Origin of the sequence: Pseudomonas sputi (genome assembly GCF_021603585.1) — a bacterium.
GTDB classification, from domain to species: Bacteria; Pseudomonadota; Gammaproteobacteria; order Pseudomonadales; family Pseudomonadaceae; genus Aquipseudomonas; species Aquipseudomonas sputi.
In genome coordinates this window covers 130,245-144,934 of sequence record NZ_BQHI01000001.1, presented here as the reverse complement: position 1 = coordinate 144,934, position 14,690 = coordinate 130,245, and the positions used below count along the sequence as shown (strand labels likewise).

12 protein-coding genes are annotated in these 14,690 nt (G+C 59.5%); 3 read left to right on the top strand and 9 right to left on the bottom strand.

The window, feature by feature from the left end; genetic code table 11:
- Positions 1 to 93: 93 nt before the first annotated feature.
- On the top strand, positions 94 to 648 hold the full coding sequence (locus L6D81_RS00680; protein WP_236177464.1) for a cytochrome b: 555 nt from the start codon (positions 94 to 96) through the stop codon (positions 646 to 648).
- On the opposite strand, the gene L6D81_RS00675 is transcribed toward L6D81_RS00680, so the two are convergent.
- Together L6D81_RS00675 and L6D81_RS00670 are read right to left on the bottom strand one after the other, a co-directional pair.
- The gene (locus tag L6D81_RS00675; RefSeq protein ID WP_236177462.1) at positions 645 to 1,553 is read right to left on the bottom strand and encodes a 1-aminocyclopropane-1-carboxylate deaminase/D-cysteine desulfhydrase; all 909 of its coding nucleotides are present in this window, start codon (positions 1,551 to 1,553) and stop codon (positions 645 to 647) included. The two genes, L6D81_RS00680 and L6D81_RS00675, sit on opposite strands and share 4 nt — an antisense overlap.
- Before the next feature lie 41 nt (positions 1,554 to 1,594).
- Complete coding sequence (locus L6D81_RS00670) at positions 1,595 to 3,634, bottom strand: NADPH-dependent 2,4-dienoyl-CoA reductase (protein WP_236177460.1); 2,040 nt, start codon at positions 3,632 to 3,634, stop codon at positions 1,595 to 1,597.
- 205 nt (positions 3,635 to 3,839) lie between these two features.
- Between L6D81_RS00670 and L6D81_RS00665 the strand changes: the two genes are divergently transcribed.
- Both L6D81_RS00665 and L6D81_RS00660 read left to right on the top strand, forming a co-directional pair.
- Positions 3,840 to 4,967: a nitrilase-related carbon-nitrogen hydrolase gene (locus L6D81_RS00665; protein WP_236177458.1), complete on the top strand. Its 1,128-nt coding sequence runs from the start codon at positions 3,840 to 3,842 to the stop codon at positions 4,965 to 4,967.
- Positions 4,968 to 4,970: 3 nt separating this feature from the next.
- Positions 4,971 to 6,011 (top strand): AraC family transcriptional regulator, encoded by a 1,041-nt coding sequence (locus L6D81_RS00660; protein WP_236177456.1) that lies wholly within the window; start codon positions 4,971 to 4,973, stop codon positions 6,009 to 6,011.
- 4 nt (positions 6,012 to 6,015) lie between these two features.
- Here the strand turns inward: L6D81_RS00660 and L6D81_RS00655 are convergent, their stop codons facing one another.
- The 7 genes from L6D81_RS00655 to clpP all read right to left on the bottom strand — a co-directional run bounded on the left by L6D81_RS00655 (position 6,016) and on the right by clpP (position 14,621).
- Entirely contained in the window at positions 6,016 to 6,204 is a 189-nt protein-coding gene (locus tag L6D81_RS00655; protein WP_236177454.1) for a hypothetical protein, read from the bottom strand.
- A 127-nt stretch (positions 6,205 to 6,331) separates the two neighbouring features.
- Positions 6,332 to 7,213 (bottom strand): DUF2242 domain-containing protein, encoded by an 882-nt coding sequence (locus tag L6D81_RS00650; RefSeq protein WP_236177452.1) that lies wholly within the window; start codon positions 7,211 to 7,213, stop codon positions 6,332 to 6,334.
- A gap of 291 nt (positions 7,214 to 7,504) precedes the next feature.
- Positions 7,505 to 9,376: a SurA N-terminal domain-containing protein gene (locus tag L6D81_RS00645; RefSeq protein ID WP_236177450.1), complete on the bottom strand. Its 1,872-nt coding sequence runs from the start codon at positions 9,374 to 9,376 to the stop codon at positions 7,505 to 7,507.
- Between the two features lie 231 nt (positions 9,377 to 9,607).
- Positions 9,608 to 9,880, bottom strand: a complete 273-nt coding sequence (locus L6D81_RS00640) for an HU family DNA-binding protein (protein ID WP_002552737.1) — start codon at positions 9,878 to 9,880, stop codon at positions 9,608 to 9,610.
- Between the two features lie 149 nt (positions 9,881 to 10,029).
- Positions 10,030 to 12,426, bottom strand: coding sequence for an endopeptidase La (gene lon / locus L6D81_RS00635; protein WP_236177449.1), 2,397 nt, complete (start codon positions 12,424 to 12,426; stop codon positions 10,030 to 10,032).
- Positions 12,427 to 12,588: 162 nt separating this feature from the next.
- A complete protein-coding gene (clpX, locus tag L6D81_RS00630; protein WP_007951558.1) occupies positions 12,589 to 13,872 on the bottom strand; it encodes an ATP-dependent Clp protease ATP-binding subunit ClpX in 1,284 nt (427 codons plus the stop codon).
- Positions 13,873 to 13,985: 113 nt separating this feature from the next.
- Complete coding sequence (gene clpP, locus L6D81_RS00625; RefSeq protein ID WP_007951559.1) at positions 13,986 to 14,621, bottom strand: ATP-dependent Clp endopeptidase proteolytic subunit ClpP; 636 nt, start codon at positions 14,619 to 14,621, stop codon at positions 13,986 to 13,988.
- Positions 14,622 to 14,690: the final 69 nt, after the last annotated feature.

The following is a 14,690-nucleotide window of genomic DNA, read 5'->3' as shown; positions in this document are numbered from 1 at the left end:
GATTGCGCAGGAAGAATGATTTCAACACGGTTACAGTTAAGGCATGCCGTCGCAGAACGGCACGCTTGAGCCCTGAACCGTGAGGAGCGCCGTATGCCGTGGACAAATTCCGAATCCCGTTACAGCACCGTGTCGATCCTGTTGCACTGGCTGATGCTGGTGCTGTTGGTGCTGGTGTACGCCAGCATGGAACTGCGCGGCCTGTTTCCCAAGGGCAGCGGCGGTCGCACGCTGATCCGCGAAGTGCATTACATGCTTGGGCTGACCGTGTTCGTGCTGGTCTGGTTTCGCCTGTTCGCCCGCAGCCTGGGCCCGGCGCCGAAAATCTTCCCGGCCTCGCCACCGTGGCAAACCATCCTCGCACGCTTGATGCACTGGGCCTTGTACCTGTTCATGATCAGCATGCCGATCCTTGGCTGGCTGATCACCAGCGCCGAGGGCCATCAGGTGATGTTCTATGGGTTCGACCTGCCGTTGCTGGTGAGTGAGGACAAGGCCTTTGCCAAACAGGTTGAGTACTGGCACGTACTGATCAGCACGATTGGCTACTGGATGATCGGTCTGCACGCACTGGCGGGGATCTACCACCATTACGTGGTGCGCGATAACACGTTGCTGCGGATGATGCCCAAGCGAAGCCACGGTTAACCATCGAATCCACGCCGGCCCTGCAAGCCGCCGGTGTGGACGAAGATCAAGCGTGAACCCCGGGCAAAGCGGCCCGCCTCGATCTGTTGTTCAAGCGCCAGCAAGGCCTTGCCGGTGTACACCGGTTCGAGAGGAACGCCGCTGGCCTGTTCGGTTTGCGCGATGAACTCAAGCAACGCCGGATCGACCTTGGCGAAGCCGCCACGGCTGGCGTCGATCAGATCAAAGCCTCCAGCCTTGCCCACAATCGCCTCGACATTGGCCGCGACGCCGTGATCGTCGGGAACGGCCATGGCGCCGTATACAGCATGCTGACCGGCCTGCGCCAACACCAATCCCGCGAGCGTGGTGCCCGTGCCGCAGGCCAGCCACCAACCGTGGTAGTCGTCCCAGCCGAGCTTGCCGAGTTGTTGACTGACCTGATCCTTCAATGACGCGCAACCCTGCGCACCCGGCAAACCACCGCCCCCTTCGGGCACCGGATGCAGCGTCGGATATTGCGCCAGCCACGGCTGCCAGAACCCCGGCTGATGCCGCGCCCGATAACCGCCAAACCCGAGCCAGTGCAACTGCATGCCGAATTCCTGCAGATCCCTGACCGTCGGCGTGTCCTGCGGATGCCCGCGCAACAGGCCGACTGTTGTGAATCCCAGGCGCTTGCCCGCAGCCGCCAGTGCATGCAGATGATTGGAGTGCGCACCGCCCAGGCTGATGATGCCTTCGGCACCCGCACGGTCGGCGGCTTTGAGATGCTCGACGAGTTTGAACCACTTATTGCCGCTGATCAGCGGATCGATCCGGTCAAGGCGCAGGATCGCGACTTCAACACCGGAGGCGGTAAGCCAGTCCAGATGAAGTGGTTCGAGGGGGGCTGGGGTCAGCCAGTCGGTGGGAGGGAGAAACATGAAGGCCGGCTCTGTACAAAGAGCCGGCATTCTAGGGTGGATCAGAGCTCGGCGGCCAGACGCGAACCCTGATTGATCGCACGCTTGGCATCCAGCTCGGCCGCCACGTCAGCGCCGCCGATCAGGTGCACGTTCTGCCCGGCCTCAACCAGACCGTCGTGCAGTTCGCGCAGCGGATCCTGACCGGCGCAGATGACGATGTTGTCCACCGGCAGCACTTGCGGTTCGCCGGTTTCGCCGATGCGGATGTGCAGGCCTTCGTCGTCGATCTTCAGGTACTCGACGCTGTTGAGCATCTGCACCTGCTTGTTCTTCAGACCGGTGCGGTGAATCCAGCCGGTGGTCTTGCCCAGGCCGTCGCCGACCTTGGTTTTCTTGCGTTGCAACAGGAACACCTCACGGGCCGGTGCGTGCGGCGCAGCCTTGATCCCGGCCACCCCACCCCGGGCTTGCAGATTCGTGTCGATGCCCCACTCTTTCCAGAACGCAGCGCGATCCTGACTGGTGGCCACGCCTTCATGGACGAGAAATTCCGAGACGTCGAAACCGATACCGCCGGCGCCAATCACTGCCACGCGCTTGCCGACCGGTTTGCGCTCGAGCAGCACATCGAGGTAGCTCAGCACCTTGGCGTTCTCGACACCCGGAATCGCCGGCAGACGCGGCGCAATGCCGGTCGCCAGAATGACTTCGTCGTAACCGCCCTCGACCAGTTTTGCTACGTCAACGCGGGTGTTCAGACACACTTCGACGTTGGTGGTCTGCAACTTGCGTTTGAAGTAGCGCAGGGTTTCGTAGAACTCTTCCTTGCCCGGTACACGCTTGGCGACGTTGAACTGGCCACCGATCTCGCTGGCCGAATCGAACAGCGTCACCTGATGCCCGCGTTCGGCGGCCACGGTGGCGGCGGACAGACCGGCAGGACCGGCACCGACCACGGCTATTTTCTTGATCTGCTTGACCGGTAAGTAATTGAGTTCGGTCTCGTGGCAGGCACGCGGGTTGACCAGGCAACTGGTGAGCTTGCCGCCGAAGGTGTGATCAAGGCAGGCCTGGTTGCAGCCGATGCAGGTGTTGATTTCATCGGCGCGGCCTTCGGCGGCCTTGTTGACGAAGTCCGGGTCAGCGAGGAATGGCCGCGCCATCGAGACCATGTCGGCATCGCCTTCGGCGAGGATCTGCTCGGCGACTTCCGGGGTGTTGATGCGGTTGGTGGTGATCAGCGGAATATTCACCGAACCGCGCAGCTTGGCCGTGACCTTGCTGAACGCCGCACGCGGCACTTTGGTGGCGATGGTCGGGATCCGCGCTTCGTGCCAGCCGATGCCCGTGTTGATGAGGGTCGCGCCGGCCTGCTCGATGGCCTTGGCCAGAGTGACGATTTCTTCCCAGGTACTGCCGCCCTCGACCAGATCGAGCATCGACAGGCGGAAAATGATGATGAAGTTCGGGCCCACCGCTTCACGTACGCGGCGGACGATTTCCACCGGCAGGCGCATGCGGTTTTCGTAGCTGCCGCCCCAACGGTCGGTACGGTGGTTGGTATGGGCCGCAAGGAACTGATTAATGAAATAGCCTTCCGAGCCCATGATTTCCACGCCGTCGTACTCGGCGGTCTGGGCCAGTACCGAGCAGGTGACGAAATCGCGGATCTGCTTCTCGATCCCGTCCTCGTCCAGCTCTTTGGGCTTGAACGGGTTGATCGGCGCCTGAATGGCGCTCGGTGCAACCTGTTTCGGGCTGTAGGCATAACGGCCGGCGTGGAGGATCTGCATGCAGATCTTGCCGCCTGCATCGTGCACGGCACGGGTGACGATGCGATGCTTGAGCGCTTCTTCCTCGGTGGTCAGCTTGGCCGCACCGGAATACACGCCGCCCTCATCATTCGGGCCGATACCGCCGGTGACCATCAGGCCGACGCCGCCACGGGCACGCTCGGCAAAATACGCCGCCATGCGCTCGAAACCGCCCGGCTTCTCTTCAAGGCCGGTGTGCATCGAGCCCATCAGGGTGCGGTTGCGCAAGGTGGTGAATCCCAGGTCCAGCGGGGCCAACAGGTGCGGGTATTGAGTGGCGGTCATCGTTAACTCCACAGCAGGCAATCACGGAAAATGCGGGAGCTCTGCGTCCCCCGTCAGTCATGCTCGACAGATTAGGAGTCGCCTCGCTGCCACTCAATGACCGAAACTGACAAGTTATTGATCCAAATGCGCAGCGCCCCTTGGCAAGCCGGGGCTGGCGCCCTACCCTGTCCGCACACCCTGTACCCGGCTGTTGTTGAATTTCATGCGTAAACTTCTGTACCTGACCTTTTCCATGGCGCTCATCGCCGCACTCACCTTCTATGCCATGTGGGCGGCTGACCGGCCGGTGGGCCACTACCTGTCGGACCTGCGGATCAAACTCGCGGTCGATCAGGGTACGCCCGCCGACCGTGGCAACCTGCTGGGTATCCAGCCCGAGCTGTTCCCCACCGACTACCAAAGCCCCGAACGCCTGCACCGCAAGCTCGCGGCCTATTTGCAGCAAGCGCAGGATCAAGGGCTGTTGAATGAAAAAACCGTGGTCATCCTGCCTGAACACGTCGGCACCTGGCTGATGATCAGCGGCGAGAAAGACGAGCTGTACCAGGCCGCCACCCTCGCCGAAGCGATGAACTGGCTGGCGGCGAGCAACCCGGTGCAATTCGCTCGTGCCTGGCTCACCGCCAAGGGCAGCAGCCGTCTGGATGACGCGCACCTGCGCATGAAAGCCCGGGACATGGCCAAGGACTATCAGGCGCTGTTCGGCGGCCTGGCCAAGGAATTTCACATCACGTTGGTAGCCGGTTCGATCGTATTGCCCGAGCCTAATATCACCGACGGCCGGCTCAAGGCCGGCAGTGGCGCGCTGTACAACAGCACGGTGGTGTTCGGTCGCGACGGCGCCCCGCTCGGCCAGCCACAGCGACAGATGCGCCCGATCTTCGATCAGGATGACTCCAGCCGCCGCGAGGCTTCCCGGATCAATGTGATCGACACCCCGGCCGGGCGCCTCGGCGTCTTGATCGGCAACGACAGCTGGTATCCGGACAACTACCGCAAACTCGACGAGCAAGGCGCGCAACTGATCGCGGTACCTGCGTTTGTGGTCGGTCATGGCGTGTGGGATCAACCCTGGCGTGGTTACAAAGGCTTGAGCGTGCCGGACTCGGTCAGCCTGAAACCGGGGACTGTCAGTGAAGGCCAGGCCTGGCAACAGTTGACCCTGACCGCGCAACCGCCAGCCAGCAAGGCGGTGGCCGGCATGAGTGTGTTTCTGCGCGGGCAGTTCTGGGACAAACCGAGTTCCGGACAAAGTTTCCTCAGCAGCAACGGCCAGCAGTTCGCCGACAGCGAAGCCCGTGGCGCGCGCCTGCTGAACCTCTGGTTGTAACCCATGAAGCCACTGCCGATGCGTCTCGGGGATCTGTCGGTGGGCTTTGTCCACAGCCTGGCGGACGCTGTGCGCAGCCATGACGTCGATCCACTGCCATTGCTTGAACAGTATGGCCTGGATGCCGCACGACTGGCCGAAGCCGGGGCGCGTCTGTCGATCCCGCGCTACATGCGTCTGGGGCACGGCGCGATCCAGCTGACCGGCGATCCGGCACTGGGTTTGCGCATGGGCCGGCTCAGTCGCTTGAGTCAGGCCGGGTTGGCCGGTGTGACCGCCGCGCAGGCTCCGACCGTGCGCGAAGCCGCCCGCTGCCTGACTCGCTTCGAACCCTTGTACGGTTCCAATTATCGCGGCCAGTCGAGTTTCCACGAAGACGCCAGCGGTGCGTGGCTGCGCTTCTATTCGATCAGCCCGTACAACGCCTACAACCGCTTTGTGGTGGATTCGATCATCGCCGGCTGGCTGCATCAGTTGTCCAGCGTCAGCCGCGAACCGTTACGCGCCGAACGGATCGAGATTGAGTTCGACACGCCTGACTATCGCGACGCTTATGCGGTGCTCGGCGAATGCCCGATCCAGTTCGGCGCCGAACACAATCAACTGCGCCTGAGCCTCACCAGCCTGGCCCAACGCAACCCGGAGCATTGCCCCAGCACCTGGAAACATTTGCTCGGTTTGTGTGAACGGGAACTGGAGCAATTGACCCGCACTCGCAGCCTGCGTGAACGCATCACGCAATTGCTCGGGCCGTTGCTCAATGGCGGCCGGGAACCGGACCTGGAAGAAGTGGCGGCACGCCTGAAGCTGCCGACCTGGACGTTACGGCGAAAGCTGGCTGAGGAAGGCACGCAGTTTCGCGCGATCCTCAATGACACCCGCCGTGATCTGGCAATGACCTACATCCGCGACACCGAACTGGCATTCGGTGAAATCGCCTACCTGCTGGGCTTTGCCTCGGCCGAAGCTTTCCAGCGCGCCTTCAAGCGCTGGAGCGGTCAGACACCGGGCGAATTTCGCCGCAGTCACCGCAAGACAGGCTGACACCTCACAGCTCGGTGGCGTCTTCTGCTGGCTCCGGTGAGTCCAGTTCGTAAGCGTGGAACTCGAGCAGCTCTTCTTGATAGTCATCCATTACGTAATCCCCCTGACGCTTGCTTGAAATGGCCTGGAACAAATGACCAGTGCCTCGAGCATAAAGTGCCCGTGTGAAGGAAAAATGAAACACGGCCTTCATGAAATAAACGTAGCAGGCAATCAGGAATTTATCGCGGGAAATTTTTCGACGGGGCAGGCAGGAAGAAGCTCAAAGGGCACAACAAAACGCCACGCGTCCGACAGAGGTCGGGCGCGTGGCATAAAGCTTACTGCCCGGAGGCAGGCATGGCCGGAATCGGCTCTGAGGGCGGCGGCATGTCCGTCGGGTTGGCCGGCGGCGTGATGGTTTCCGTTGCGGGCGCAGGCTCGGCAACCGGTGCCGGGGTGATTGGCGCAGCTTCGGCCGGTGGTGCTACCGGCTCGGAACTGGCCGGGGCCGCTTCTGCAGGCGCTTCTACAGGCACAGGCGCTGGCGCAGGTGCTGCAGCGGGCTCGGCGGTCGGCGCAGGGGCCGGGGTAGGTTCAGCCGCAGGGGCGGGAACCAGCGGAGCCGGCGCCGCTTTGGCCTCCGGGACACCCAGGTCAGTCTTGGGTTTTTCGCTAATGTGCGCGGCTTTCTTCGCTTCCGCCGGCAAGAACAACTCGACCAGCGTGAAGAAGCGCTCATAGAACTTCTGCGACGACACGGTTTCGCTGGCCACCTTGACCATCGAATCGTCAGACGAGCCGATCGGCATCGACACCGAGCCCAACACGCCGACACCGAGGCTGGCCGAGTTGTTGGTCTTCTTCAGCGCGTAACGGTCCTGCAGGGCATTGGCGAACACGGTGGCGTGATGGCCGGCGCTGCCATCATCGGCGCACACCACGTTGAAGCTGATCTCCAGGTGGGTTTCGCCGGTCTGCTGGAAGCTCTTGTGCCCGCTGACCAGTTTCGGGTCATTGCTGGTAATGATGTAGCCCTGGCTGAGCAACGCTCGGCGGGCCGCTTCGCAACTGGCGGTGTCGGTCACCGGATAATTGCGCGAAAAGGTGCCGGAGTCGTCGAAATTCTCATGCTCGTAGATAGGCTTGTCCTTGGAGCAGCCGGCAGCGGCGGTCAGCAACAACGCCAACCCGATGAAACGCACGGGAATAGAATTCAACATTAAACATCCTGAGGGAAAACGGTCCGGGGCGTATTGTGCAACAGATCGCTGCCCCGCGGCGTATGGATTAGTGTCTTAAAACAGTTACAACTCTACCGGTCATGGGCGACAGGAAAAAGTCGCACCGATAAATGATCGATGAACACCCGCCACTTGGCGACAGCTCTGTTGCTGCTCACCCTGTATGCGACCGTCAGTGCCCGATCCCACGGCTTCCCGAACGCCATATAGCGCGCATAAAAAAACCCCGGATTTTCATCCGGGGCTCGGGTCTTGCGGCTCAGCCAGGCATCAGAAACGCTTGATGTCGGCTTCGCTTTCCAGCTGCTTGCGGTACGCCGCGAAGTCCTGCTGGCCTACACGCGATGCGAGGAAGCGACGGTATTGCGCTTTCTCTTCATCGGTCGGAGCCGCCCCTTCGTTCACACCGTTCAGGCGCACGATAGTCAGACTACCGTCCGCCAGCGTCACGCTGCTGAAGGTCGGCTTGTCCTTGGCGGTCGGTTTTGGCATGCGGAACAACGCTTGCAGCACCGCCGGATCAACCCCTTCCTGAGCACGGTTCGCCGCTTCAGTGACTTTCCAGCTCTGACCGTCCACAGCCTTGTCCAGCGGGGTCTTGCCATCACGCAGACTGGCAATCAGTTGCTCCGCCTTGGTCTTGGCAGCCGCACTGGCGTGCTCTTTGGTCAACTGGGCGCGAATGGCGGGGGCCACGCTCTCCAGCGGCAATTGAGTCGGCTTGAGGTGCTCTTTGGCGCGCAGCACGATCACGGTTTCCGGATCCAGCTCGATCGCGGTGCTGTTGGCACCCTCCTCCAGCACTTCAGTGCTGAACGCGGCAGTCACTACAGCACGGTTGGCTGCAACGCCCTCGCCACCTTCACGGCCAAACGGCTTGGAGGTGTGCACGGTCAGTTTCAGGTCCTGCGCCGGCTGGGCCAGGTCGGATGCTTCGAACGAAGAGTCTTCCAGTTGCTTGGTCGCCTCGACGAAACGCTGCTCGACCTGCTGGGTTTTCAGCTCGCGGGTCAGCTTGTCTTTAAGGCTGGCCAGTGTCGGCACTTCAGGCGCCTCGACACCCAGCAGCTTGATCAGGTGGAAGCCGAAGTCGGTGCGAACCGGCTCGGAAACCTGATCCTTGTTCAGCGAATACAGGGCTTTCTCGAAAGCTGGATCGTAAACGCCAGGACCGGCATAGCCAAGGTCACCGCCGTTGTTGGCCGAACCCGGATCCTGCGAGAACTCCTTGGCCAGCGCTTCGAATTTCTCGCCCTTGGCCAGACGCGCCTGGACTTCTTCGATCTTCGCCTTGGCCTGGGCTTCGGTGGTCTTGTCGTTCACTTCGATCAGAATGTGCGCCGCACGACGTTGTTCCGACAGGTTGGCGATCTCTTTCTGATACGCCGCCTGCAGGTCTTCGTCCTTGACGGTGACCTGATCGAAGAACGAAGCCTTCTTCAGTTCCAGGTAATCGATGACCACTTGATCCGGGGTCATGAATTCCTTGGCGTGCTCGTCGTAGTAAGCCTTGACCTCGTCATCGGTGAGCTTCACCGCCGAAGGGTCAGCCTTGATGTTCAGGGTGGCGAAGTCGCGGGTCTGTTTTTCCAGACGGGCGAAAGCCAGCACTTGAGCGTCGGTCACAAAACCGCTGCCCGCCACACCGGCGCGCAGTTGGCCGATCAGCATTTCCTGAGCCAGCATCTGGCGGAACTGCATGCGGCTGTAACCCAGTTGACGAATCACCTGATCGAAACGGTCGGAGCTGAACTTGCCGTCGACCTGGAATTCAGGCGTCTGCAGGATCACTTGGTCCAGCGCCGCTTCGGAGAAAGCGAATTTCGATTGTTCTGCGCCTTGCAGCAGCAGCTTGCGATCGATCAGCCCTCTGAGGGCCGATTCGCGCAGCATTTTTTCGTCCAGCAAGGACGCGTCGAAGTCCTTGCCCAGTTGTTGCATCAGCTGACGGCGTTGCATATCCACCGCCTGGCTCAGCTCGTTCTGGCTGATTTCTTCACCGTTGACCTTGGCCGCCTCATTCTTGTGAGTCGTGGCCTGAAAAATGGCGTCGAAACCGGTCAGAGCCATCAGTGCAACGATGACCCCGATAATTGTCTTGGCAATCCAGCCTTGTGAATTGTCCCTGATATTCTGCAGCATGCGTCCCCCAGAAACGGTTGAACTTCAAAATTAGGCAACCGTGGAGCGTGGGTAGAATCCGGATAGAAGAAAGGCGCATCCGAGGATGCGCCTTCTCGTAACTGGCGGAGCGGACAGGGCTCGAACCCTCGATCCCGGTGTGACAGGCAGCTATTCCAACCGCCTGCTCTACCGCTCCGCTGCCAAGTCAGGCATGACCCCGACCCGGATGGGTAAAAACCTGAATCAAACTTAGTTGACGGCTTCTTTCAGGGCTTTACCGGCTTTGAAACCTGGCTTTTTGGCTGCCGCGATTTCCAGAGTCTTGCCGGTCTGTGGGTTACGACCAATGCGAGCTGGACGATCAGTCACGGAGAACGTGCCGAAACCAACCAGAACAACGGAGTCGCCAGCCTTGAGAGCGCCAGTGACGGATTCGATTACAGCGTCCAGCGCACGGCCAGCAGCAGCTTTCGGGATATCAGCGGATGCAGCGATAGCATCAATCAGTTCCGACTTGTTCACTCTAAGTCCCCTTATATCTATTTTGAGTATGATTCTAAGTTTTTTGGTGAAAGCAAAAACGAGTGCTGAATGGCCTACAGACACTTAAGAGCCGCTTTATAACAAGGGCTCTAAAAAGCTGTCAAGGAAGCCCCCCAGGCAAAAGCGTATTAATGCGTGCTAATTCTTTCCTTAGAGTCAGACTCACGTTTTTCATCCTTGGCAACTATCTCCGGAGCCACATCCGGCAAGGGCTCCGGCGCGTATTGCAGCGCAATTTGCAGGACCTCGTCAATCCATTTAACCGGTTTGATCTGCAGATCCTGCTTGATATTGTCAGGAATCTCCTTCAGATCGCGCACGTTCTCTTCCGGAATAATCACTGTCTTGATTCCGCCACGGTGAGCGGCCAGCAGTTTTTCCTTCAGACCGCCAATGGCGAGAACTTGACCACGCAGGGTGATCTCGCCGGTCATGGCGACATCGGCACGCACAGGAATTCCCGTCAAAGCCGACACCAGCGCAGTACACATGCCTACACCAGCGCTCGGGCCGTCTTTCGGCGTAGCGCCTTCGGGCATGTGGATGTGGGTGTCGCGCTTCTCGTGGAAGTCCAGGGGAATGCCCAGGCTCTTGGCGCGACTGCGCACCACCGTCAGGGCCGCAGTGATCGATTCGACCATTACGTCACCCAGCGAACCGGTCTTGATCAACTGACCTTTACCCGGTACCACCGCGGCTTCGATGGTCAGCAATTCACCGCCCACCTGAGTCCAGGCCAGGCCGGTCACTTGACCGATCTGATCCTGCTGCTCGGCCAGACCATAGCGGAATTTGCGGACACCAAGGAAATGTTCAAGCACGTCAGCTGTCACTTTTACCGAGAAGCGCTTTTCCAGTGCGTGCTCTTTGACCGCCTTGCGGCAGACCTTGGCAATCTGCCGTTCGAGGCCACGCACACCGGCTTCGCGGGTGTAGTAACGGATAATGTCGCGGATCGCTTCTTCGTCGAATTCCAGCTCGCCCTTCTTCAGGCCGTTGGCTGCAATCTGCTTCGGCGACAGGTACTTGACCGCGATGTTGATCTTCTCGTCTTCGGTGTAGCCCGGCAGACGGATCACTTCCATCCGGTCCAGCAGCGCCGGCGGAATGTTCATCGAGTTGGAGGTGCACAGGAACATCACATCCGAGAGGTCGTAATCGACTTCCAGATAGTGGTCGTTGAAGTTGTGGTTCTGCTCCGGATCAAGCACTTCCAGCAACGCCGACGCCGGGTCGCCACGCATGTCGCTACCCATTTTGTCGATTTCATCGAGCAGGAACAGCGGGTTGCGCACCCCCACTTTTGTCATCTTTTGAATCAATCTTCCTGGCATCGAACCGATGTAGGTTCGACGGTGACCACGGATTTCCGCTTCGTCACGCACGCCACCGAGGGCCATGCGCACGAATTTGCGGTTGGTGGCATGGGCGATCGATTCGGCCAGCGAGGTTTTACCCACGCCCGGAGGACCGACCAGGCACAACACCGGGCCACGGATTTTCTTCACGCGCTTCTGAACAGCGAGGTATTCAAGAATGCGTTCCTTGACCTCCTCGAGGCCGTAGTGATCGGCGTCGAGAATGTCTTCGGCACGGGCCAGGTCCAGACGCACCTTGCTCTGAGCCTTCCACGGCACCTGAACCAGCCAGTCGATGTACGAGCGCACCACGGTGGCTTCGGCGGACATCGGCGACATTTGCTTGAGCTTGTTCAGCTCGGCAGTGGCCTTGGCCAGGGCATCCTTCGGCAGACCGGCAGCGTCGATGCGCTTTTTCAGGTCTTCGATTTCGTTGTGACCCTCGTCGCTGTCGCCGAGCTCCTTCTGAATGGCCTTCATCTGCTCATTCAGGTAGTACTCGCGCTGGCTGCGCTCCATTTGCTTTTTGACGCGGCCACGAATGCGTTTTTCGACTTGCAGCAGGTCGATCTCGGCGTCCAGCAAGGCCAGAACGTGCTCGACCCGTGCCGACAAATCGATGATTTCGAGGATTTCCTGCTTCTGCTCGATCTTCAGCGCCATGTGCGCGGCCATGGTGTCCACCAGGCGGCCAGGCTCGTCGATGCTGTTGAGCGACGACAGGACTTCAGCCGGGACTTTCTTGCCCAGCTGCACATATTGTTCGAACTGCGACAGCAGGCTGCGCACGAACACTTCGGATTCGCGCTCGGCGGCATCGACTTCGTCGATCAGCGACACTTCGGCACGGCAGTGGCCATCGACTTCACTGAAGCGTTCCACAGCGCCACGCTGCTCGCCTTCGACCAGAACCTTGACGGTGCCGTCCGGCAGCTTCAGCAGTTGCAGAACAGTGGCGATGGTACCTACGCGATAGAGAGCTTCCTCACCGGGATCGTCGTCAGCCGGGTTTCTCTGGGCCAGTAGCAGGATCTGCTTGTCGCCCGTCATCGCGGCCTCGAGGGCTTCAATGGATTTCTCGCGCCCCACGAACAGCGGGATAACCATGTGCGGATACACAACGACATCACGCAATGGCAGGAGAGGCAATTCGATGGTGGTCTTCATGATTTCGCCTCTACGGCGGCCATATGGCCGTAATCAGATGGAATTAAGCTTGAAACCAAGATGGGGGCTGCCTTGAAAAAAAACAAGCGCAAAGCGGATGTAAAAAACGACATAAAAAAAAGAGGCCCGAAGGCCTCTTCTTTGTTCCGGCAGTAAGGGCGCTTACGCGTCCGGCGCTGCCTTGGCAGCCGGCTCACTGTTTTCATAGATATACAGTGGCTTGGACTTGCCTTCGATCACGCTTTCATCGATCACGACTTTGCTCACCTCGGACTGCGAGGGGATTTCATACATCGTGTCGAGCAGCACACCCTCGAGAATCGAACGCAGGCCACGGGCACCGGTTTTACGTTCCAGGGCACGCTTGGCGACCGATTTGAGCGCGTCGGAACGGAATTCCAGATCCACGCCTTCCATCTCGAACAGCTTGGCATACTGTTTGGTCAGAGCATTTTTCGGCTCGGTGAGAATCTGCATCAAAGCAGCCTCATCCAGCTCGTCCAGCGTTGCAAGAACCGGCAGACGACCGACGAATTCCGGGATCAGACCGAACTTGACCAGATCGTCAGGCTCGACTTCACGCAGGGATTCACCGACTTTCTTGCCTTCTTCCTTGCTGCGCACTTCTGCGTTGAAACCGATACCACCCTTGGTGGAACGGTTCTGGATAACCTTCTCCAGACCGGAGAATGCGCCACCGCAGATGAACAGGATGTTACGGGTATCAACCTGAAGGAATTCCTGCTGCGGATGCTTGCGGCCACCTTGCGGCGGAACCGAAGCGACCGTGCCTTCGATCAGTTTGAGCAAGGCCTGCTGCACGCCTTCACCGGAAACATCCCGGGTGATCGACGGGTTGTCGGACTTGCGCGAAATCTTGTCGATTTCGTCGATGTAGACAATACCCATCTGGGCTTTCTCTACGTCGTAATCGCACTTCTGCAGCAGCTTCTGAATGATGTTCTCGACGTCTTCACCCACATAACCCGCCTCGGTGAGGGTGGTTGCGTCAGCGATGGTGAACGGAACGTTCAGCAAGCGGGCCAGGGTTTCGGCCAGCAGGGTTTTACCGGAGCCTGTCGGGCCGATCAGCAGGATGTTGCTCTTGCCGAGTTCGACGTCGTCAGCCTTTTTGTCACGCTGGTTCAGACGCTTGTAGTGGTTGTACACCGCTACTGCCAGAACCTTCTTGGCACGCTCCTGACCAATGACATATTGATCAAGGATGCCGCTGATTTCTTTAGGCGAAGGCAATTTATGCGCGCTGCTTTCGGCCTGTGCTTCCTGCACCTCCTCGCGGATGATGTCATTGCACAGGTCGACGCACTCGTCGCAGATAAAGACCGAGGGGCCGGCAATCAATTTGCGTACTTCATGCTGGCTTTTGCCACAGAAGGAGCAATAGAGCAGCTTGCCGTTGTCCTCGCCGTTGCGGGTGTCAGTCATTCGTTCGATCCAAATCCGATAGGCTTGCAACACAAGATGAAGGCTATTGCGGGCTTTTTCAAGCCCGCCGCTGATCAGACGCGCCGACCAAGCCTATTTTGAGCTGCTTATTTTTAAGCTGGGCGCTGGTTGATGACTTCGTCGATCAGACCGTATTCCTTCGCAGCTTCTGCACTCATGAAGTTGTCGCGGTTGGTGTCGCGCTCGATTTCTTCAAGCGTACGGCCGCTGTGCTTGGCCATCAGCGTGTTCAGACGTTCGCGGATGAAGAGGATCTCCTTGGCATGGATTTCGATGTCCGATGCCTGGCCCTGGAAACCGCCCAGTGGCTGGTGAATCATCACGCGCGAGTTCGGCAGGCAGAAACGCTTGCCAGGGGCACCGGCCGTCAGCAGGAACGCGCCCATGCTGCACGCCTGACCGATACAGGTCGTCGATACGTTTGGCTTGATGAACTGCATGGTGTCATAGATAGACATGCCCGCCGTTACCGAACCGCCCGGGGAGTTGATATAAAGATGGATGTCCTTGTCCGGGTTTTCCGCTTCAAGGAACAGCAATTGCGCGCAAATCAGGTTGGCCATGTAGTCCTCTACCGGACCCACCAGAAAGATCACTCGTTCCTTGAGAAGACGCGAGTAGATGTCATAGGCGCGCTCGCCACGAGCAGATTGCTCGACAACCATCGGGACCAGGCCGCCGGCGGCCTGGATATCAGAGTTCTGCTGAATATAGGAATTACGGAACATGCTCTGCAGTCACTCCCAAATAGTCATGTCTTGAATACGCATAAGCCAGCTCGAAGGCTGGCTTATGGT